Here is a 20757-nt window from a genome sequence, read left to right as displayed (position 1 = left end):
GGAGATCGCGCCATGCAAACCAGACGGACCTTCATGTGCGGATGCCTCGGCACGTTCGCCGCCTGCTCGTTGTTTCCGGGTGTGACGAACGCCAAGATGATCGACCTGCTGCCGCCGTCCGATCCGGCCGACGGCAAGACGTTCCGCGTGATCTGCATGCACGACGTGCGCGACAACCTGATGGCGTCGTTTGCGTCGCCGTCGGCAATGATCGATCCGTTCGCGGTCGATACCGGTACGCTGACCGCGATCTTCTCGTGGCTGCAGACCAACAACTACCACACCATCACGGTCAAGCAGATCGAGGAGTCGCGGCACGGCGGCAAGCCGCTGCCGCCGCGCGCGGTGCTGCTCACGTTCGACGACGGCTACCGCAGCCACTACACGAAAGTGCTGCCGCTGCTCGAGCGCTTCAAGTATCCGGCCGTGATGGGCATCGTCACCGCGTGGATCGATGCGCCGCTGGATGCGCCGATCCGCATCAGCGACAAGATCCAGGTGCCGCGCGACTACTTCATGTCGTGGGACGAGGTGAAGCAGGTCGGCCAGTCTCATCTCGTCGAGCTCGGCTGCCACACCCACAACCTTCATCATGGCGCGGTCGCGAATCCGCAAGGCAACGAGTTGCCGGCGACCACGTCGCACCTCTACCTGCAGGACCAGAAACGCTATGAAACCGACGCAGAATTCGAGGCGCGCGTGCACGACGACCTGCAGACATGCGTGCGGCAGATCCGCGAACACACCGGCATCGTCGCACGCTCGATGGTGTGGCCATACGGCGCGGAAAACCAGCCTGTGCGCCAGATATCGACGTCGCTCGGCATGGACATCCAGTTCAGCCTCGACGCCGGCCCGAATACGCCGGAAGTGCCGCTGGACCGGCTGAGACGGATCCTGATGATGTACGACGTCGATATCGGCGGGTTCGAGCGCTCGATGCGCGAGCCGGCGTCCAACCGCGGCGACGTCGACGTGCCGGAGCGTACTGTGCAGGTCGATCTCGACCAGGTCTACGATCCCGATCCCGCGCGACAGGAAGCGAATCTCGGCAAGCTGATCGAGCGCATCTACCGGATGCAGCCGAAATCGGTCTACCTGCAGGCCTTTGCGGACCCGAAAGGCACCGGCGTGGCCGAATCGGTGTATTTCCCGAACCGGCACCTGCCGATGCGCGCCGACCTGTTCTCGCGCGCCGCGTGGCAGCTCAATACGCGCTCCAACGTGCAGGTGTACGCATGGATGCCGGTGCTCGCGTTCCGGCCGCCGGCCGACAAGCAGCGCGGGCTCGAGGCCGTCAGCGCATACGGCGGCGCGCCGGCCCGCGAGAACGGCACACGCCTGTTCCGGCTGAGCCCGTTCGATCCGGATGCGCGGCTGATGATCCAGCAGATCTACGAGGACCTCAGCAAGCACGCTTCGTTCAGCGGCATCCTGTTCAGCGACGACGCCGTGCTCGACGACTACGAGGATGCGGGCCGGCATGCGCTGCGCATCTATTCGCAATGGGGGCTGCCGGCCGACATCGGCAAGATCCGCGAGAACCCCGACCTGATGAAGCGCTGGACGCGCCAGAAGTCGCGCTACCTGATCGACCTGACCCGCCAGCTCGAACAGATCGTGCTGGCCCACCAGAACGTCGGCGATGTGCTGACCGTGCGCAACATCTTCGCGTTGCCGGTGCTCAAGCCCGAATCGGAAGCGTGGTATGCGCAGAACTACGACGATTTCCTCGCCGCCTACGACTACGTCGCACTGATGGCGATGCCGTACATGGAGCAGGCGAAGGACCCCGAAGGCTGGCTGGACCAGCTCGTGCGGGCCGTGCGCGCGAAGCAGCGCGGGCTGCAGCGCACCGTGTTCGAACTGCAGTCGTACGACTGGCGCGCGCACAAGGACGTGCCGGCCAGCACGCTGCTCGCCCAGATGCGGCGGCTACGCAGCGAAGGCGCCGTGAATTTCGGCTACTACCCGGACAACTTCCTGAACGGCCAGCCGGAGCTCGACGCGATGCGTGACGTGATGTCGCTGAAGTCGCGCCTCGACCCCACCTCGATCGACGCGCTGATGCAAATGAAACAATCGAAGGGAGCGAAGACGCCATGACCACCCACGGCATCATCACGCGCCTGCAGGATTTCGTCTTCTACTACCCGTTCTTCATGTCGTATCTGTGGATGATCGGCGGCGTCGTGCACTACTTCCTGCTCGAAGAAGGCCGCGAGCTGTCGACACGGACGATCGCGTCGAGCGGCATCCCGAAGATCTCGATCGTCGTGCCCTGCTTCAACGAGGCCGCGAACGCGCGCAGCGTGATCGGCCACCTGAACGCGATGCAGTATCCGAACTACGACATCATCGCGGTCAACGACGGCAGCCAGGATCGCACCGGCGAGATCCTCAACGCGCTCGCCGTCGAGATCCCGCGGCTGCTCGTGATCCATCACGCGCGCAACGAAGGCAAGGCGGTCGGACTGACGACGGCCGCAGCCGTGTCGAACGCGGAATACCTGCTGTGCATCGACGGCGATTCGCTGCTCGCGCACGACGCGATCGGCTGGATGCTCGAGCACTTCCTGACCGATCCGGGTGTCGGCGCTGTAACCGGCAACCCGCGCATCCGCACGCGCACGTCGCTGCTCGGCCGCATGCAGGTCGGCGAATTCTCGTCGATCGTCGGGCTGATCAAGCGCACGCAGCAGGTGTACGGCCGCATCTTCACCGTGTCGGGCGTCGTCACGATGTTCCGCAAGACCGCGCTCGCCGACGTCGGCTACTGGAGCTCGGACATGCTCACCGAGGACATCGACATCAGCTGGAAGCTGCAGTGCCGCGACTGGCGCGTCGTGTACGAGCCGCATGCGCTGAGCTGGATCCTGATGCCCGAGACGCTGAAGGGGCTCTACCGGCAGCGGCTGCGCTGGTCGAAAGGCGGCATCCAGGTACTGATGAAATATGCGGGCACGCTCGCGCGGCCGACACAGATGATGATGTGGCCGCTGTTCGTCGAATACCTGATCGGCATCGCGTGGGCCTATTCGATGTCGTTCATCCTGCTGCTCGCGCTGGTGGACGTCGTCCATCCGCTGCCGCCGAGCTGGCACGTATCGGTCGTGCCGCACTGGCACGGGATGCTGCTGGTTGCGACCTGCATCCTGCAGCTGATCATCGGCAGCATGATCGATCGTCAGTATGACGAAAAACTCCTGATGTATTTCCTGGACACCATCTGGTACCCCGTTGCTTTCTGGCTGATCAGCATGATCACCACCGTCGTCGCCCTGCCGGCCGTCGTGCTGCGGGGCCGCGGCAAGCGGGCCGTATGGGTCAGCCCCGACCGAGGCATTCAACATGAAGAACGCGCCGATTATTGACCTTTCCCTGCGCACCCCGCGCGAAATGATCGCCGAACACGGCCGCATCGTCGGCTCCGTGCTGGTCGTCTGGTTCCGCCTCGTGCGGCCCGCGCTGGTCGGCGCCGTGTGGGCATCGATCTGCATCTATACGTACCGCTACCTGCTGCCGTTCAACCAGGCCGAGATGCCGATCGAGCAGATGGTGTTCTACGCGACCTCGATCGTGACCATCGCCGGCACGATCGTCACGTGGCTGATCGCGGGGCGCGTCGTGCATCCGCTCGCCTACCGGCTGCGCGTCTCGAAGATGCTGCGGCGCTCTGCCAGCGCGAAGGTCCGCTCGGTGCCGACCACCGCGCTGGCCGGCGCCCGCCGGCGCGGCGCGCAGCGCACGACGCGCATTCTCGTCGCGTCGCACGACGCGAACGGTTCGATTTCCGGCATCGAATGGGTAGCCCACGCGGGGCCGCAGCCCCGCGAGTAAGCCAGCGGAGCCGCGCCGCCGTGCACGGCCGCCATCCGTGCCGCGCGGCGCCGCTCCCGACGCCGCGCCGCCAGGCATCGCCGGCAGGCCGGCAACTTCTTCTGGACGAGGTGAATCATGTGCGGAATCGTCGGAGCAAGCGGCCTGGACAATCAGGTGCCGCAACTGGTCAATGCGTTGAGCCGGCTCGAGTATCGCGGCTACGATTCGTGCGGCATCGCCGTGCAGGACGACGGCCGCCTGCGCAGCGAACGCACGTTGCGGCGCGTGACGGACCTGCAGGCGCGCGTGCTGACGCTCGGCCTGGAAGCGCAGACCTGCATCGCGCATACACGCTGGGCGACGCACGGCGCGCCGTCGGAAATGAACGCGCATCCGATCATGTCCGGCGATACGATCGCGGTCGTACACAACGGGATCATCGAGAACCACGACGCGCTGCGCGTGGAGCTGCGCGAGCGCGGCTACACGTTTCGTGGCCAGACCGACACCGAGGTGATCGCGCACCTGATCCACAGCGTCTATCGCGACGACCTGTTCGACGCGGTCGTGCGCGCCGTCAAGCGGCTGCACGGCGCGTATGCGATCGCGGTGCTGAGCGCGCGCGAGCCGCAGCGGCTCGTCGCCGCGCGCGCCGGCTCGCCGCTCGTGATCGGGATCGGCGCCGAGCAGAACTACCTTGCGTCGGACTGCGCGGCGCTCGGTGACCTCACCGACCGCTTCGTCTACCTGGAAGACGGCGACGTCGCGCTGATCACGCCGGAGCGCATCGCCGTGGTCGACTCGGGCGGACACGAGGCGCAGCGCCCGCTGTGCGAAGTGAAGGCGCGCGAAGGCGACGCCGCGCTCGGCCCGTACCAGCACTTCATGCAGAAGGAGATCTTCGAGCAGCCGAAGGCGATCGACAGCACGCTCGACGGCATCGACACGATCTCGCCGGCGCTGTTCGATGCGACCGACGGCACGCGCGCGCTGCTGTCGAGAGTCAGGAGCGTACTGCTGCTCGGCTGCGGCACCAGCTACTACGCGGGCCTGACCGCGAAATACTGGCTGGAGGGCATCGCCGGCATTCCCGCGCAGGTCGAGATCGCCAGCGAATTCCGCTACCGCGACACGGTGGCCGATCCGCGCACGCTCGTCGTCGGCATCTCGCAGTCGGGCGAAACGGCCGACACGATCGGCGCAATCGAGCAGGCGCGCGCAATGGGCCAGGAACTGTCGATGGCGATCTGCAACGTCGCGACCAGCACGATCGCGCGCAACGCGCCGCTGCGGTTCCTCACGCGGGCCGGCATCGAGCTCGGCGTCGCGTCGACCAAGGCGTTCACGACGCAGCTCGTCGCGCTGTTCGTGCTGACGCTGACGCTCGCGCAACTGCGCGGCCGGCTCGATGCGGCGCAGGTCGCGATGCACCTGAAACAATTGCGCGCGCTGTCCGGCCGCATCAGTCACGCGCTTGCACTGGAAACGCAGATCATGGGCTGGGCCACGAAATTCGCGCGTACCGAGAACGCGCTGTTTCTCGGGCGCGGCATCCACTTCCCGATCGCGATGGAAGGCGCGCTGAAGCTCAAGGAAGTGTCGTACATCCATGCGGAAGGCTATGCTGCCGGCGAACTGAAACACGGCCCGCTCGCACTCGTCACAAGCGCGATGCCGGTCGTCACGATCGCGCCGGACGACCGTCTGTTCCAGAAGCTGAAGTCCAACATGGCCGAGGTGCGCGCGCGTGGCGGCCGGCTCTACGTGCTCGCCGGCAGCCAGCTTGAAATCGACGCCGACCGCGACACGCACCTGATCCGGGTGCGCGAGTCGGGCGACCTGCTGTCGCCGATCGTCAACGTGATCCCGCTGCAACTGCTCGCGTATCACGTCGGCTGCGCGCGCGGCGCCGACGTCGACAAGCCGCGCAACCTCGCGAAATCGGTGACCGTCGAATGAAGCGGCGAACGTGCCCGGCGCAGGCTGCCGCATGGCGCGTCGCAGCCTCGGCCGTGCTCTGCGGCGCGTGCTGCGTCGGCGCCGTGCCGCCGTACGCGCTCGCCGTCGTGCCGGCCGTGCATACGGTCGCCGTGCCGGCTTCGGCATCGCCGCAGGACACCGGCGACCCGCGACGCTTCATGCACGGCATCGGCGTGGCCGACGCCGGCAACGGCAAACGCTGGGTGTTCTTCAGCAGCTCGGGCATCGTGCCGCGCGGCGCGCTGCGCAACGGCAACTGGCCGCATGACGTGTACGTCGGCGAATGGCTGCCCGGCAAGCCACGCCTGCTGCACGTTCGTACGTTCATCAGCCGTCCCGAAGCGCAGGAACCGGTATCGATTGCACAGAACGCGCGCGGCGACATCTTCGTCACCTTCGAGGACGGCTGGAACGCGCCGCAGGAAGTCAGCCAGCGCTACGGCGTCTACCGCCGCGACCTGAAGCCGGTCAAGCCCTACCCGAACGACGTCGAGTCGGGCGGCCACTCCGGGCACGTCGCGACGGTCGGCGAACACTTCGTCGTGTTCTATTCGGCCGACTGGGTCGACGGCGGCGGCGTCGACAATCTCGGCACCGGCAACGGTGTCTACCTGAAAACCTACGACGCGACCGGACGCGTGCTGAACCACGTCGCGGTCGCGCCGCACCGCCGCGAGTGGTGGCCCGTGATCGCGGGCTCGCCGCGCACCGCACTGCTCGTCTGGCAGAAATTCATCGAAGGCAGCACCGACGCGACGCTCGAATACGCAACGTTCGATCCCGTCACGGCGAAGCTGGACTTGCTCGGGACGCTGAACGACAGGATCCGGTACTACGTGTACGCGTCGGCCTATGTGCCGGAGATCGACCGTTTCATCGTCGTCACGACGACCTCGGACGATCGCGGCGTCGCGATGCTGATCGCCCCGGACGGCCGCCGCACGGCGACGCTCGACTGCCTGCCCGCGTCGGTACGCGAATCGGGCATCGGGGTGTCCGGTACGCACGCGTACGTCCCGACCCGCGACGGGCGGCTGCTGACGCTTGCGCTCGGGGCATCGGACATTTCCGTGAGCGGCGCGCAGCGTTCGCCGATTCCATGGGGCTCGACCGGTATCGCCGGATTCCCGGCCCTCGGCACGGCGATGCATTTCGTGTCGCTGACGCCGTCGGGCACGCGCGAAGCCGATTTTGAACCGGAGCGCGACACGCCGATGCCGAAGCGTGAGGTGCCCTGTTCGAGTCATTGACGCCGCGGCGCGGCGCGTGCGACGTCGCATGGCCCGCCCGGTTGAACCCGTTCAGCCGACGGTCCCGTTCCCCTGGCCGAACCGTGCCACGCAATGCCACACCCACTTGGCCGTCTGATAATCGAGCACGTCGTCGCGCGCACGGCCGAGCACGGCCGGCGTCACGACGCGGTCGACGGCAATCCGCGCAATGGCATCGGCCGCCGCCGGCCCACGGAATTGCTCGCACTCGACCAGCCGATCCAGCGACAGCCGGAATCCGGCGTGCCACTCGACCCGGCAGCCCGAGCGCCCCGCCGCCGCCTCGACCGGCGTATCGCGATAGCTCGGATCGAGCACGATCGCGTCGACATCGTCGCCGAGACTCACCACACCGTGAACCTGCGCCTCGATGTAGTTGTCGAGCAGCGCATCGAGCCCGTCGCGGTTTTCAGCCGCGAGCGAGATCAGTGCCGTGCAGTCCTGAATCGCGAAATGCGCGGGCTGGTAATAGCTATCCGGATAGCAGAAGGTCGTGCGCCGATGCACATCGTTACGCAGGCGCAAATGACATGATCCAAAGCGTCTCGATCCGCCAACGGGATCGAGCCGGTGATTCAGCGCACCGTACTTCGGCCGCAGTGCGGGATCGGCATCGTCGTACGCCTGTCCGAACATCCTGCTTTCCCACCGCCAGCGGTCGCCACCGGGGTACGCGGTCATGCCGCCATTGCTCGTCGCCGTTTCGAACTGGGACCGATACAGGCCGTCGCCGACGATCCGCTCGAGCGTGCCGATACCCGCAGTCAGCGTGTCGGGATGAAAATTGAGCGTAACGGGGAAGGCGACGCCTTGCCGCTCAGGCGGCGGCCAGGATCGTCGGATATGGGCGAGCGCCCGGTCTGCGGCAGTGTCCATGCGTGTTGTCCGGTAGCGTCGACCGTTGGCGACGGTATCGTGGCGTGCGCGGCCCGGCACCGGATGTGGCTGGCCGCACCGGGCATGTGTCGATGCACGATACTACCGTGCGCCTGCTCCGATCGCACCGCCCTCGCCGGATTCGCCAGCGCCGCGCGTACCGGATAGACTGTCGCCCGATTCCTTCCATCGGCCGCGGTGCCCGCCTCCTGCCGCCGCCGGAACGCCCTTTCCCGGAGAACGAATGCTGAAGCGCCAGTGGTTTTCGCTCGTGCTGCTGACGGTGTGCCTGCTCGGGCAACGCGCGTCGGCGCAGTCCACACTCGAACTCGACACCGACGGCACGGCCCGCGCCCTCACCCGGCAGACGCTGCTCGCGCGCCCCGATGCGACGGACATCCACGTGCCGCGCGACATCGCATACGGCCGGCCGATGACGTTCCGCGCGGTACCGTTCACCGCCCTGCTCGGCGACGCCTCGCTGCCGGCCGACGGCGTGCTCGAAACGCGCGCGGCCGACGGCTTCGCCGCGCAACTGCCGATGGGGCTCGTGCGCCGCCACGCACCGGCCCGCGCCGTCCCGTGGCTCGCGATCGAGGACCCGGCCCATCCGTGGCCGAAGCTGCCCGGCAAGCAGGTCAGCGCCGGGCCGTTTTACCTCGTCTGGCTCGGTCCGGACGCGTCGTCGGTGCGCGGCGAGCAGTGGCCGTACCAGATCGTGCGCGTCACGATCGAATCGTCGCCGCTCGCGCGCTGGCCTTCGCTCGCCGTCGATGCGGCGTTGCCCGCCGACGATCCGGCCCGCGCGGGCCAGCGGCTGTTCGTCACGCAATGCCTCGCCTGCCACCGGCTCGACGGTGCGGGCAGCAGCCATGCCGGCCCCGACCTGAACACGCCGATGAATCCGGTCGACTACTTCCAGCCGGCCGCGCTGCGCCGCTATATCCGCAACCCGGCGTCGGTGCGCGACTGGCCGGGCCGCAGCATGCCGGCGTTTCCGCCCGACCAGTTGAGCGACCGCGAACTCGACCAGATCGTCGCGTATCTCGCGTACATGGCAAAGCGCAAGGCCGGCAAGTAACGGGCAGCCGGACCATCCAGGGAACGTTGATGACGCCACACGACACGCTGTTCACCGTCGCGCCGATCGACGCCGTGCAGACGCACCCGCTCAGGGCGACGATCCTGCTGAACGGCGATCTGAATGCGTGCGAACTGGCCGGCGACCATGCGCCGACGACGCTGCACGTCGGCGTGCGCGACGGCCGGTCGAGCCTCGTGGCGATCGCATCGCTCTGCGAGGAGCCGCGCGACGACGACCCTGCCCGGCCGGCGTGGCGGCTTCGCGGAATGGCCGTCCACCCTGCCGTGCGCGGCATGGGATTCGGGCGCGTGCTGGTGCAGGTCTGCGTGCGGCACGCGGAAGCGCGCGGGGCTGCGCTCGTGTGGTGTACGGCGCGTGAAGCAGCGTACCGGTTCTATGAAAAACTCGGGTTTGTGGCCGATGGCGCGCCGATGACGATGCCCGGGCGCACCGATACGGCGTTCTACGTGATGCGCCGATACATCGATCGGCATTCACCGCCGGCCTGACGCGCATCGCACGCGCTGCGGCAGAGGAAAGCAAACCCGGCCCGGCGAGCACCTTGCCGCCGGGCCGGGCGCATCGCGCTCAGGCCTCCTGAGCGCTCCGCAGCACCGCGTGTAACAACACGTCGGCGCCCGCCGCCGCCCATTCGGGCGTAATCGCTTCGGCCTCGTTGTGGCTCAGCCCGTCGACGCACGGCACGAAGATCATCCCGGTCGGCGCGACACGCGCGACATAACACGCGTCGTGGCCGGCCCCGGACACGATATCCATGTGCGACAACCCGAGCGCCGCGGCCGCGTCGCGCACTGTGTCGATACAGCGTGGCGCGAACGGAATCGGCGCATACGTGAAGATCTGCTCGATCTGCGCACCGAGGCCGGACTCGTCCGCCACGCGCGCGAGTTCCGCGCGCAGCACCGCGTCCAGCTCGTCGAGCACCGCATCGTCGGGGTGACGGAATTCGACCGTGAAGAAACAGCCGCCCGGCACCGTGTTGCGCGAGTTCGGCCGCGCCTCGATCATCCCGACCGTCGCGCGCGCGTCCGGCGCGTAACGTCGGCCAAGCACTTCGATGAACGAGATCATCCGCGCGGCGCCGACCAGCGCATCGCGGCGGACCTCCATCGGTGTCGTGCCCGCGTGCGCGTCGACGCCGGTGAGCGTCACTTCGTACCAGCGCTGCCCCTGCCCGGCCGTCACGACGCCGATCGTCTTGCCGGCGCGTTCGAGAATCGGGCCCTGCTCGATATGCAGTTCATACGCCGCGTGCACCGGATAGCCGCCGACGGGTTCGGCGCCCGCGTAGCCAATCCGCTCCAGTTCCGCTCCGATCGTCCTGCCCGCGCTGTCGGTACGCGACAGCCCGTATTCGAGCGTATAGACGCCCGAGAACACGCCGGCCGACACCATCGCCGGCGCGAAGCGCGAGCCTTCCTCGTTGGTCCAGATCACGACATCGACCGGACGCTCGGTCTCGATGCCCGCGTCGTTCAGCGCGCGCACGACCTCGAGCCCGCCAAGCACGCCGTAGATGCCGTCGTAGCGGCCGCCGGTCGGCTGCGAATCGGCGTGCGAGCCCGTCATCACCGGCGCGGCGTCGGGATTGCGGCCCGCGCGGCGTGCGAACACGTTGCCCATCTGGTCCACGCGCACCGTACAGCCGGCGTCGCGCGCCCACTGCACGAACAGGTCGCGCGACTCGCGATCGAGATCGGTCAGCGCAAGGCGGCAGACACCACCCTTCGGCGTCGCGCCGATCTGCGCCATCCGCTCGAGCGACGCCCACAGGCGGTCGCCGTCGACGCGCGGCACGTTCACGGCATCGTCACGCATCGCCGTTCTCCGGTGCGCGCTGCAGCGCGTAGCGGAAATCGCAGCGTGTGCCGCCCTGCATGATCGTGCTCGTGCGCGTGAGCGCGACGTCCGGCGCATAACCCTGGATGAAGTAGCTGTCGCGTGCGCAGCTCAGCAGGTGCCCGATCTCGCCGAGCCCCATCGCGTGATACATCTCCGCGTAACTGCAGCGATGCACGTCGTAGTCGTAGTGCGCGTCGTCCGCGCGCCGCACCTCGACGTCGAGCGCATCGTCCTTCTCCCACAGCACCTGCAGCGCGATGAACGACTTCACGCTCGCGCCGTCGGGCTCCTGCGCGGCGAACGTGCGGCCCGCGTCGACGGCCGCGCCGCGCACGGCTTCCGCGATCACGGCCTGCGCACGCTCGGTGCCGAACTCGCGCTTCATGATCTCGTAGATCGGCTTGATGATTTCCGCTTCGATGCGGCGCCGCGCGAGGATCCCGAGGCGCGTGTCCTCGGGTGCGGCGGCGGATGTCGGGTTCGCTTCTGTCATGGGGATCGTCTTGGTTGTCTGGTTGCTTACTTGGCTGCGGTGCGCGCGCCGCCGAGCACGTCGACGACGGTCCACTTGCCGCCGCGCACCTGGTAGATCGTGAAGGCCGGGTCCTTCAGGTTGCCTTCGGCGTCGAACGCGACGCGCCCCGTCACGCCCGGCCGGTCGATCGCGCGCACCGCCGCGACGAGCTTCGCCGGCTGCGTCGTGCCGGCCTTCTGCGCGGCCGCGATCAGCGTGGCGGCCGCGTCGTACGCGAACGGCGCATGCAGTTCGATCGGTGCATGGAAGCGCGCCTGGTATTGCGTGTCGAACGCCTTGCCGCCCGGCATCCGGTCAAGCGGCAGGCCCGGTTCGAGCGCGGTCACGCCGTCGCCGTCCTTGCCCGCGAGCGACAGGAAGGTCTGGCTCACGAAACCGCCCGCGCCGAGCAGCGGCGCGTTCACGCCGAGCTGGCGCATCCGGCGGGAGATCGGCGCGGCCTGCGCATCGAGGCCGCCGAAGAACACGAGATCAGCGCGCTTGCCCTTGATCGCCGTCAGCACGCCGCTGAAGTCGGTCGTCTTGTCGTTCACGTACTGGCGATCGACGATCGCGCCGCCGTTCGCCTGCACGCCCTTGATGAACTGGTCGGCGAGCCCTGCGCCGAACGACGTGCGATCGTCGATCACCGCGATGCGCTTCGCCTTCAGCGTCTTCACCGCATACGCGCCGGTGAAATTGCCGCCCGCGTCGTCGTGACCCATGATGCGGAACGCCGTCGCGTAGCCCTGCTGCGTGTATTGATGGCCGGTGGATGCCGGCGCGATCTGCGGGATGCCCGCATCGCGGTACACGCGCGCTGCCGGCACGCTGCAGCCCGTGTTCCAGTGGCCGACGACGCCGATCACGTGCTGGTCGACGAGCTGCTGCGCAACCGCGACGGCCGTGCGCGGATCGGACTGGTCGTCGGCGGCGACGAGCTTGTAGACGACCGGCTTGCCGCCGATGGTGGGATGCTTCGCGTTCGCGTCGTCGATCGCGAGTTGTGCGCCGTTCTGCAGATCCTTGCCGATCCGCGCGGACGGGCCGGTGAGCGGCGCGGCAAGACCGATCAGGATCGTCTGCGGCGCGGATTGTGCGAACGCGGGAACGGAGGCGACCAGGGCGGCGGCCGAGAATGCGAGGCTGGCAGGGAGAAATGCGATTTTCATGTGCGGGGATCGGTGAATCGGATCAAAACATGAAAAATATTAAATATTCAACACCCAAACCCCAAATACCCAATTGTTGGATGCTTATGCCGTTCCCGACACATTAACGTATATCCCCGTAAACAAAGGATATTTTCATGTTGTCGCTTACCCTGACTTTTCGATAAAATTCGATACATGAAAAATATCGAACAATTGCCGCACGATCCACCGCTGCGTGCGGTGCGTGCATTCGAAGCGTTTGCGCGTCTCGGGTCGGTCACCGCGGCGGCAGGCGAGCTCGACATCACGCCGTCGGCCGTCAGCCATCAGCTGCAACTGCTCGAAGCGTTCATCCAGACGCCGCTGACGGTGCGCGAGGGCCGGCTGCTCGCGCTCACCGACGAAGGCCGCGATTACTACCGCTCGATCAGCGCCGCGTTCTCGGTGCTGCGCAGCGCGACGCGCTTCGTGCGCGACCGCTCGTCGCTGCGGCAGATCACCGTCAGCCTGATCCCGCTGCTCGGCATCGGCTGGTTCATTCCACGGCTGCACGCGTTCCTCGCCGACAACACGGACGTCGACGTCACGGTGCTGTACGCGCATCACCGCAATTACCGGAGCGACGCGTCGGACCTGTCGATCCGCTTCGGCACCGGAGACTGGCCCGACTACCGCTGCGAGCGGCTGCTGCCGGGCGCGATGGTGCCGATGTGCAGCCCGTCGTTCCTGAAGCGCCATGGGCCGTTCCGCACGCCCGCCGATCTCGCGCGCGCACCGCTCGTGCACGACGAGGATCGCAGCACGTGGGTCAACTGGCTGCAGGGCGCCGGCGTGCGGCATGTGTCGCACGCGGTAGGGCCGATGTTCGAGGATGGGCAACTCACGCTGAGCGCGGCGCGCGCGGATCTCGGCGCGGCGCTGCTGCGCGCGCCGCTGGTCGAGCGCGAGCTGGCGAACGGCGAGCTCGTGAAGCTGTTCGATCACGTACTCGACGACGGGCGCGACTACTACCTGTGCACGCGCGAGGACGCGGACATGCCGGACGGCGCACGGCGGCTGGCGGCGTGGTTGAGGAAGATGGCGGGGATTTGAGCGACGCTCCTTCTCGCGTTGCCGGACAGCGGTTTACGCGAACGCAGCACCCACCGCACCCGCCCGAGTCTTGCAAGCGCCGGATCGAGTATATATGATATGCATATCATATATCGGAGGCTGTCATGAGCCGGATTCTGGTGGATCTGTCGGATGGCCAACTCGACGAGTTGGCCGCTATCGTCGAGACTGAACATCGTCCCCGCGCCGCGATCATTCGCGACGCGATTGATGCCTACATTGCCCTGCACAAACGTCCGCTCGCCGACGACGCATTCGGTCTCTGGAAAGATCGCACGGTCGACGGCCTGGCGTATCAGGAGGAAATGCGCTCGGAATGGTAAAAGCCCTGTTCGACACCAATATCCTGATCGACTATCTGGGCGGCGTGGAATCGGCCCGCGTCGAACTGGCCCGCTACCACTATCGTGCGATCAGCATGATCTCGTGGATGGAGGTTCTTGTCGGCACGTCCGCACATCACGAAGCCACGACTCGCGCCTGGCTCTCGTCATTCGATGTCATCGCGCTCGACAGCACGATTGCGAATCGCGCCGTGACCATTCGCCAGGAGCGTCGCATCCGCCTGCCCGACGCGATCGTCTGGGCATCGGCGCAAGTGAACGGGCTGCTGCTTGTGTCGCGCAACACGAAGGACTTCCCCGCCACCGAACCCGGCGTTCGAATGCCGTATCAGATCTGAACCGATACGCGCGGTGGTCATGCAGATGCGTCAGCGTGACGCATTTGCGCTCAAGCGCTTCTGCAAGAAGTATCGCGTGTACGTCGACGGAAAATCGACCCGTTCGCCGAGCACGGCGCAGCCGAATCGCTCGTCACCCTGCTTTGCATCGGGATTGTGAAGGTATCGATCCACGCAGCTGCACACCCTCTCCCTTCACGCTTGCTTCGATTGGATGCCCGCCGCCCGGCGCCCCCGCACAATCAAGGGCCGGAAGCAGATAGAAAATCCCGATGCCCCGGATTGAAACAAGCAATTTCACAAACTCAGGGTGAACCCGGATACTGGCAACACTCCACTCACCACTGAAGACAAGGAATTCTCCAGATGCCGATCATCAACACCCAAATCAAGCCGTTCAAGGCAACCGCTTACCACAACGGCGATTTCGTGCCCGTCTCGGAAGAGAACTTCAAGGGCAAGTGGTCCGTCGTCGTGTTCTACCCGGCCGACTTCACGTTCGTTTGCCCGACCGAGCTGGGCGACCTCGCCGACCGTTACGCGGAATTCCAGAAGCTGGGTGTCGAAATCTACGGCGTGTCGACCGACACGCACTTCACGCACAAGGCATGGCACGACACGTCGGACACGATCGGCAAGATCAAGTATCCGATGATCGGCGACCCGACGCTCACGCTGTCGCGCAACTTCGACGTGCTGATCGAGGAAGAAGGGATGGCCCTGCGCGGCACGTTCGTGATCAACCCGGAAGGCGAGATCAAGCTGTGCGAAATCCACGACAACGGCATCGGCCGCGACGCAGGCGAACTGCTGCGCAAGGTGCAGGCTGCGCAATACATCGCGGCGCACCCGGGTGAAGTGTGCCCGGCCAAGTGGACGCCGGGTGCGGAAACGCTGACCCCGTCGCTCGACCTGATCGGCAAGATCTGACGATCGCTCCGCGCGCCTCGCACGAGGCGCGCGAGACACGCGAAGACGGGCCGCCGCAGCGCGCGGCCCGCGCCCTCCTTCGGCACGACGTGCCCGACCAGCATAATCAATACGGAATCCGAAACGCCATGCTCGACGCCAATCTCAAGAACCAACTCAAAGCGTACCTCGAAAAAATCACGCGCCCGATCGAACTCGTCGCCTCGCTCGACGACAGCGCGAAATCGCAGGAACTGCTGGCGCTGCTGAACGAGATTGCGTCGCTGACGGATCGCGTGACCGTGACCGAACGCCGCGACGACGCCGAGCGCAAGCCGTCGTTCTCGATCGGCGAGCCCGGCAAGCCGGCCGGCATCCGCTTCGCCGGCATCCCGATGGGCCATGAATTCACGTCGCTCGTGCTCGCACTGCTGCAGACGGGCGGCCACCCGATCAAGCTCGACGACGACGTGATCGAACAGATCCGCGCGCTCGACGGCGACTACGCGTTCGAAACGTTTTTCTCGCTGTCGTGCCAGAACTGCCCGGAAGTCGTGCAGGCGCTGAACGTGATGTCGCTGATCAACCCGCGCATCCGCCACGTCGCGATCGACGGCGCGCTGTTCCAGGATGAAGTCGAGGCGCGCCAGATCATGGCCGTGCCGACGATGTTCCTGAACGGCGCCTCGTTCGGCCAGGGCCGCAGCAGCGTGAAGGAAATCCTCGCGAAGCTCGACACGGGTGCCGGCGAACGCGCCGCGAAGTCGCTCGAAAACAAGCCGGTGTTCGACACGCTGATCGTCGGCGGCGGCCCGGCAGGCGCGGCAGCCGCCATCTACTCGGCCCGCAAGGGCATCGCGACGGGCGTCGTCGCCGAGCGTTTCGGCGGCCAGGTACTCGACACGATGGCGATCGAGAACTTCGTGTCGGTGCAGGAAACCGAAGGGCCGAAGTTCGCAACGGCACTCGAGCAGCACGTGAAGCAGTACGACGTCGACATCATGGACGTGCAGCGCGCTGACGCGCTGATTCCCGGCGACGTGCACCAGATCCGCCTCGCGAACGGCGCGGTGCTGAAGGCGAAGACGATCGTCCTCGCGACCGGCGCGCGCTGGCGCGAAATCAACGTGCCGGGCGAGCGCGAATACCGCAACCGCGGTGTCGCGTACTGCCCGCACTGCGACGGCCCGCTGTTCAAGGGCAAGCGTGTCGCGGTGGTCGGCGGCGGCAACTCGGGCGTCGAGGCCGCGATCGACCTGGCCGGCATCGTGAAGGCCGTCACGCTGATCGAATACGGCGCGCAACTGCGCGCGGATGAAGTCCTGCAGCGCAAGCTGCGCAGCCTGCCGAACGTCACGATCGTCACGCAGGCGCAAACGATCGAGCTGACCGGCGACGGCAGCAAGCTGAACGGGCTCGTCTACAAGGACCTGCGCTCGGGCGACACGCAGCGCATCGATCTCGAAGGCGTGTTCGTGCAGATCGGCCTCGTGCCGAATACCGAATGGCTGAAAGGCACGGTCGAACTGTCGAAGCACGGCGAGATCGTCGTCGATGCGCGCGGCGCGACGTCGGTGCCGGGCGTGTTCGCGGCCGGCGACGTGACGACGGTGCCGTTCAAGCAGATCGTGATCGCGGTGGGTGAAGGCGCGAAGGCATCGCTCGGCGCGTTCGACCACCTGATCCGTCAGGACGTGGCGCCGGTGGCCGCTACGCAGCCGCAAGCCGAGGAAGCGGTCGCCGCATAACGCGCGCCGCACATCGGCACAACAGTTTGTCTCTCTTGGCCCCGCATGCCTTGGTCGGCGTGCGGGGTCCTTTTTTTGTGTCGACGCCTGGAGGCGCAGACGAATAGCGAATTGCCCTCAACTGACGAGTCGCATTCCTGCAACCTTCGCGGCTTTCGCGTCAAACGTCATCGTGTATTGGCATTGCGCCTCATGGCACGTCCGTTCGATCAGACAATCGGAGAAATCGGCGGACGAACCGGAATACACACGCAATGCCTTCCAGACCGTCTCCGCAGCTTCGACGACCAGTTCCTTCGTTCGCAATAACCCCTCGATTACCTGCGCGATCTCGTCGCGATCTGAATCGTAGGCCCGCGCAAGCACCCAAACAACTTCAACCAACGCAACCTGCGTGACATAGCCGGGGTGCTCGGCAGTCAGCGATTCGACCAGCCGGGTCGCTTTCTTCGATTGCACCGGGTCATCCTGCACGAGATATCTCACCAGCACATTCGTGTCGAGCCCGATCATCGCGCAGACGCTCCCCGCTCCGCGATCGCGGCATTCATGTCCTCGATCGACACGGGTTTTGCCGGCTTGCGAATGATGCCTTTGAGCGAGGTAATCGAATCCGTAGCGGGAACGACTTCGTACCGCCCGGTCTTTTCGTTGAGAATGAACTCGATTCGATCCCCGGTCGCAAGACCCAGGCGGGTTCTCACGTCCACGGGTATGGTGACCTGCCCCTTCGATGTCACGGTTGCCGATGCCATAGCGCCTCCAATTCAGATTTCCTTACTTTAAGGTAAGGAATCGGAAATCGCAAGGATGGATACCTCCGCGGAACAGGTCGAACCGCCTGCGACCACCGGGCAACGAGCACGTCAGCCCAATGCCGGATGCTCGATCGTCTTCGCAAAAATCGCGTTTGGGTCGCGCGGCTTACTTGGTCGCAGTCGAATCGCCATTTGCCGAGGGCGACGCCTTGAAACTGCTCGACTGCCTGACCAGTTGCTCGGTCATCGCAGCGGCAACCGGGTTCGCACCCGACGAAGAACCGCCCTGCCGGTACGAACCGGCGCTTGCCGACATCGATGACGTCGACGACATCGGCGGCGGCGGCAAGGACGGGTCGAGCTTCGCCGATTCCCTGACGAGCGCTGCCGTCTCCGGCGTTTCGGATTTCGTCGTGGCCTCATGGCGTTCGAGGCCATCGCGCTTGCGCGGCGCGCGTTGCGTAACCTGCGCGGGTGCGCTCGGCTGGGCCGGTTTGGCGGCCGGTGGCGGCGCTGGCGGGGTCGAATCCTGCGCATCGACCGTCACGACATTCACCTTCGGCGGCGGCGCACTCGGCTTCGTCACCGGCTCGGCTTTATCGCTGACGACCGGTACGGCGGGGGCAGAAGGAGGCGCGGCGCTGACGCGCGCGGGTGCGGATGGAGGCGGCGGAACAGCGGCCTGTTGCTGCGGCGGCGCGGCGGCGGGTGCCGACGGCGCAATGGCGCCCTGCACCGCGTGATCGTTGTTCGCGGGTGCGACGGCCGCCGGCGCGGCCGAATCGCCGATGCCCGAGTCTTCGATCGCACGGTGGTCCGCGCGCAGAAGCATCACGTAGGCAGTGCCGGCCGCGGCTACCAGGAGCCCACCGGCGATCATCAAGGTCTTGCGGGTACTCGTCATGCTTGCTCACCGATCATGTCGACGTGAACAAGCCATCATACGCGGCCATTGGCCGTCGATCCCGCATGAATACATTTGGTTGCATTGTGCCCGGAGCCGGTCGGCGCGACGTTCGTCAGACGTATTGCTGCCCTGCTCCGGCACGATCGAAGCGCCGCCCTTATTCCGGAAACGGCAATTCCGTCTGCCCGTCCGCGCGCATGCCGAATGTATTCAGCGTCATCGCAACGAGCGCGTAATAGCCGAGCAATGCCACCAGATTCACAACGGTTTCGTGACCGAAACGCGCCTGCGCCCGTGCGAACGTCGCGTCGCTCACCCGCCGCGTGTCGTACAGCTCGCTCGCGAATGCATGAATCAGCGCATCGTCGTCCGATTCGAAGGCGGGCGCGACGCCGAGCCGAATGGCGTCGGCCGTCGCCGCCGGTACGCCCGCATCGAGTGCGATCGGATGATGGATGTGCCACTCCGCCTGCGAGCGCCAGCGTGCGGCCGTCACGAGAATCGCGAGCTCCGACAGCCGCAGCGGCAGGCCCGTGCGATAGCGGCAGAACGCGCCGAGCTTCTGCGCGTGCTGGGCCAGCTCGGGGCTCGCGATCCAGCCGAGGAACGGCCCGTTCAGGTTGCCGCGCGGGCCGCTGAGGATGTCGGCCAGCACGGCCTTCTGCTCATCGGTGGCCGATGCGGGATCGAACGGAGGCAATCTGTTTGTCATGTCGATGTTCCGGTGAGGTTCGGAGGCCGTCACGCGCCGGCCGACGCGAGCGCCGCGCCGATCGCGCCGGACAGTCGCTCGACGATCGTATCGATCTGCTGCGCGGTGGTGATGAACGGCGGCGCCACCAGGATGTGATCGCCGTGGACGCCATCGATCGTGCCGCCCATCGGATACACCATCAACCCGCGCTGCATCGCTTCGCGCTTGACCGCCGCATGCAGCTTCAGCGCGGGATCGAACGTCGCCTTGGTGTCGCGATCGCGCACGAGTTCGATACCGACGAACAGCCCGCGGCCGCGCACGTCACCGACATGCGGATGCGCGCCGTAGTGCTCGCGCAACGATGCACGCAGTTGCTCGCCACGCGCCTTCACGTTGTCGAGCAGCTTCTCTTCGGCGATCACGCGCTGTACTTCGAGCGCGGCCGCACAGGCGGTCGCGTGGCCGAGGTACGTGTGACCGTGCTGGAAGAAACCCGAGCCGTCGACGATCGTCCGGTAGATGCGGTCGCTCACCAGCGTCGCGCCGATCGGCTGGTAGCCGGCGCCGAGCCCTTTCGCGATCGTCAGCAGGTCGGGCGCGACGCCGTCTTCTTCGCAGGCGTACAGATATCCCGTACGCCCCATCCCCGACATGATCTCGTCGAGAATCAGCAGCACGCCGTACTTGTCGCACACCGCGCGAATCTTCTTCAGATACGTGCGCACCGGCGGCACCGCGCCGGCCGTTGCGCCGACCACCGTTTCCGCGACGAACGCCGCAACGTTTTCCGCGCCGAGTTCGACGATCTTCCGTTCGAGCTCGTCCGCGAGACGCTGTGCATACGCTTCGTCGGTTTCGCCCGACTGCTGGTCGCGGTACGCATAACACGGGCTTACGTGGTGCGCTTCGATCAGCAGGGGCAGGAACGGCTCGCGCCGCCAGGCGTTGCCGCCGATCGCGAGTGCGCCGAGCGTGTTGCCGTGATAGCTCTGCCGCCGTGCGATGAAATGCCGGCGCTGCGGCTCGCCCTTCTCGACGAAGTACTGGCGTGCGAGCTTCAGCGCGGCCTCGATCGCTTCGGAGCCACCCGACACGAAGTACACGTGTTCGAGACCGGCCGGCGCGGCATCGACGAGCCGGTCGGCGAGTTCCTCGGCCACGTCGGTCGTGAAGAACGACGTATGCGCGTATGCCAGTTGCTGCACCTGCCGCTTGATCGCGTCGATCACGCGCTGGTTGCTGTGGCCGAGACACGACACGGCCGCGCCGCCGCAGGCGTCGATATAGCGTTTGCCGGTCGAATCGATGATCTCGATGCCGTCGCCGGCGACGGCAACGGGCAAGGTGGCGCGCGGAGCGCGATGGAAAACGGTCGTCAT

General features: G+C 66.4%; 21 protein-coding genes. 12 read left to right on the top strand and 9 right to left on the bottom strand.

Features of this window, described 5'->3' with window-relative positions; all coding sequences use genetic code 11:
- Positions 1 to 12 precede the first annotated feature (12 nt).
- The 5 genes from pgaB (at position 13) to HWX87_RS00250 (ending at position 7052) form a co-directional block, all read left to right on the top strand.
- Positions 13 to 2106, top strand: coding sequence for a poly-beta-1,6-N-acetyl-D-glucosamine N-deacetylase PgaB (gene pgaB, locus HWX87_RS00270; RefSeq protein ID WP_176045107.1), 2094 nt, complete (start codon positions 13 to 15; stop codon positions 2104 to 2106).
- On the top strand, positions 2103 to 3374 hold the full coding sequence (pgaC, locus tag HWX87_RS00265) for a poly-beta-1,6-N-acetyl-D-glucosamine synthase (RefSeq protein WP_176045106.1): 1272 nt from the start codon (positions 2103 to 2105) through the stop codon (positions 3372 to 3374). Before pgaB ends, pgaC begins: the two co-directional genes overlap by 4 nt.
- A complete protein-coding gene (locus HWX87_RS00260) occupies positions 3352 to 3840 on the top strand; it encodes a Biofilm PGA synthesis auxiliary protein PgaD (RefSeq protein ID WP_176045105.1) in 489 nt (162 codons plus the stop codon). Before pgaC ends, HWX87_RS00260 begins: the two co-directional genes overlap by 23 nt.
- A gap of 117 nt (positions 3841 to 3957) precedes the next feature.
- Positions 3958 to 5781, top strand: a complete 1824-nt coding sequence (glmS, locus tag HWX87_RS00255) for a glutamine--fructose-6-phosphate transaminase (isomerizing) (RefSeq protein WP_176045104.1) — start codon at positions 3958 to 3960, stop codon at positions 5779 to 5781.
- Positions 5778 to 7052, top strand: a complete 1275-nt coding sequence (locus HWX87_RS00250; RefSeq protein ID WP_176045103.1) for a hypothetical protein — start codon at positions 5778 to 5780, stop codon at positions 7050 to 7052. Before glmS ends, HWX87_RS00250 begins: the two co-directional genes overlap by 4 nt.
- A gap of 51 nt (positions 7053 to 7103) precedes the next feature.
- On the opposite strand, the gene HWX87_RS00245 is transcribed toward HWX87_RS00250, so the two are convergent.
- The gene (locus HWX87_RS00245) at positions 7104 to 7949 is read right to left on the bottom strand and encodes a DUF3626 domain-containing protein (RefSeq protein ID WP_176045102.1); all 846 of its coding nucleotides are present in this window, start codon (positions 7947 to 7949) and stop codon (positions 7104 to 7106) included.
- Positions 7950 to 8193: 244 nt separating this feature from the next.
- On the opposite strand from HWX87_RS00245, the gene HWX87_RS00240 reads away from it, so the two are divergent.
- Together HWX87_RS00240 and HWX87_RS00235 are read left to right on the top strand one after the other, a co-directional pair.
- A complete protein-coding gene (locus tag HWX87_RS00240; RefSeq protein WP_176045101.1) occupies positions 8194 to 9030 on the top strand; it encodes a cytochrome c in 837 nt (278 codons plus the stop codon).
- Between the two features lie 29 nt (positions 9031 to 9059).
- Positions 9060 to 9542 (top strand): GNAT family N-acetyltransferase, encoded by a 483-nt coding sequence (locus tag HWX87_RS00235; RefSeq protein ID WP_176045100.1) that lies wholly within the window; start codon positions 9060 to 9062, stop codon positions 9540 to 9542.
- Positions 9543 to 9621: 79 nt separating this feature from the next.
- Here HWX87_RS00235 and HWX87_RS00230 read toward each other — a convergent pair whose 3' ends face one another.
- Genes HWX87_RS00230 through HWX87_RS00220 form a run of 3 tightly spaced genes read right to left on the bottom strand, consistent with a single transcriptional unit; the run spans position 9622 to position 12582 of the window.
- Positions 9622 to 10872, bottom strand: coding sequence for a Zn-dependent hydrolase (locus tag HWX87_RS00230; RefSeq protein WP_176045099.1), 1251 nt, complete (start codon positions 10870 to 10872; stop codon positions 9622 to 9624).
- Positions 10865 to 11389: an L-2-amino-thiazoline-4-carboxylic acid hydrolase gene (locus HWX87_RS00225; RefSeq protein WP_176045098.1), complete on the bottom strand. Its 525-nt coding sequence runs from the start codon at positions 11387 to 11389 to the stop codon at positions 10865 to 10867. Before HWX87_RS00225 ends, HWX87_RS00230 begins: the two co-directional genes overlap by 8 nt.
- Positions 11390 to 11415: 26 nt before the next feature.
- Positions 11416 to 12582, bottom strand: coding sequence for a branched-chain amino acid ABC transporter substrate-binding protein (locus tag HWX87_RS00220; RefSeq protein WP_176045097.1), 1167 nt, complete (start codon positions 12580 to 12582; stop codon positions 11416 to 11418).
- A 177-nt stretch (positions 12583 to 12759) separates the two neighbouring features.
- Here HWX87_RS00220 and HWX87_RS00215 point away from each other — a divergent pair, with 177 nt between their 5' ends.
- From HWX87_RS00215 to ahpF, 5 genes are all read left to right on the top strand, one after another.
- Positions 12760 to 13656 (top strand): LysR substrate-binding domain-containing protein, encoded by an 897-nt coding sequence (locus HWX87_RS00215; protein ID WP_176045096.1) that lies wholly within the window; start codon positions 12760 to 12762, stop codon positions 13654 to 13656.
- 125 nt (positions 13657 to 13781) lie between these two features.
- Positions 13782 to 14000 (top strand): ribbon-helix-helix protein, CopG family, encoded by a 219-nt coding sequence (locus HWX87_RS00210; protein WP_048251327.1) that lies wholly within the window; start codon positions 13782 to 13784, stop codon positions 13998 to 14000.
- Positions 13994 to 14359 (top strand): type II toxin-antitoxin system VapC family toxin, encoded by a 366-nt coding sequence (locus HWX87_RS00205; RefSeq protein ID WP_176045095.1) that lies wholly within the window; start codon positions 13994 to 13996, stop codon positions 14357 to 14359. The genes HWX87_RS00210 and HWX87_RS00205 overlap by 7 nt, the downstream gene beginning before the upstream one ends.
- Positions 14360 to 14725: 366 nt before the next feature.
- Entirely contained in the window at positions 14726 to 15289 is a 564-nt protein-coding gene (ahpC, locus tag HWX87_RS00200; protein ID WP_006488685.1) for an alkyl hydroperoxide reductase subunit C, read from the top strand.
- Positions 15290 to 15417: 128 nt separating this feature from the next.
- Complete coding sequence (gene ahpF, locus HWX87_RS00195; protein WP_176045094.1) at positions 15418 to 17016, top strand: alkyl hydroperoxide reductase subunit F; 1599 nt, start codon at positions 15418 to 15420, stop codon at positions 17014 to 17016.
- Positions 17017 to 17133: 117 nt separating this feature from the next.
- On the opposite strand, the gene HWX87_RS00190 is transcribed toward ahpF, so the two are convergent.
- The 5 genes from HWX87_RS00190 to HWX87_RS00170 all read right to left on the bottom strand — a co-directional run bounded on the left by HWX87_RS00190 (position 17134) and on the right by HWX87_RS00170 (position 20757).
- Positions 17134 to 17529 carry a type II toxin-antitoxin system VapC family toxin gene (locus HWX87_RS00190; protein ID WP_176045093.1) on the bottom strand — a complete coding sequence of 132 codons (396 nt, stop codon included), beginning with the start codon at positions 17527 to 17529 and terminating at the stop codon, positions 17134 to 17136.
- Positions 17526 to 17771 carry an AbrB/MazE/SpoVT family DNA-binding domain-containing protein gene (locus HWX87_RS00185; RefSeq protein WP_176045092.1) on the bottom strand — a complete coding sequence of 82 codons (246 nt, stop codon included), beginning with the start codon at positions 17769 to 17771 and terminating at the stop codon, positions 17526 to 17528. The genes HWX87_RS00190 and HWX87_RS00185 overlap by 4 nt, the downstream gene beginning before the upstream one ends.
- A gap of 169 nt (positions 17772 to 17940) precedes the next feature.
- Entirely contained in the window at positions 17941 to 18678 is a 738-nt protein-coding gene (locus tag HWX87_RS37920) for an extensin (protein ID WP_244137577.1), read from the bottom strand.
- A gap of 160 nt (positions 18679 to 18838) precedes the next feature.
- Entirely contained in the window at positions 18839 to 19393 is a 555-nt protein-coding gene (locus tag HWX87_RS00175) for a carboxymuconolactone decarboxylase family protein (protein ID WP_176045090.1), read from the bottom strand.
- Between the two features lie 29 nt (positions 19394 to 19422).
- Positions 19423 to 20757, bottom strand: coding sequence for an aspartate aminotransferase family protein (locus HWX87_RS00170; RefSeq protein ID WP_176045089.1), 1335 nt, complete (start codon positions 20755 to 20757; stop codon positions 19423 to 19425).

It is taken from the genome of Burkholderia sp. BCC1644, assembly GCF_902833225.1.
In the GTDB taxonomy this organism is placed as follows: Bacteria; Pseudomonadota; Gammaproteobacteria; order Burkholderiales; family Burkholderiaceae; genus Burkholderia.
This window is presented reverse-complemented; position numbering and strand designations above follow the sequence as displayed.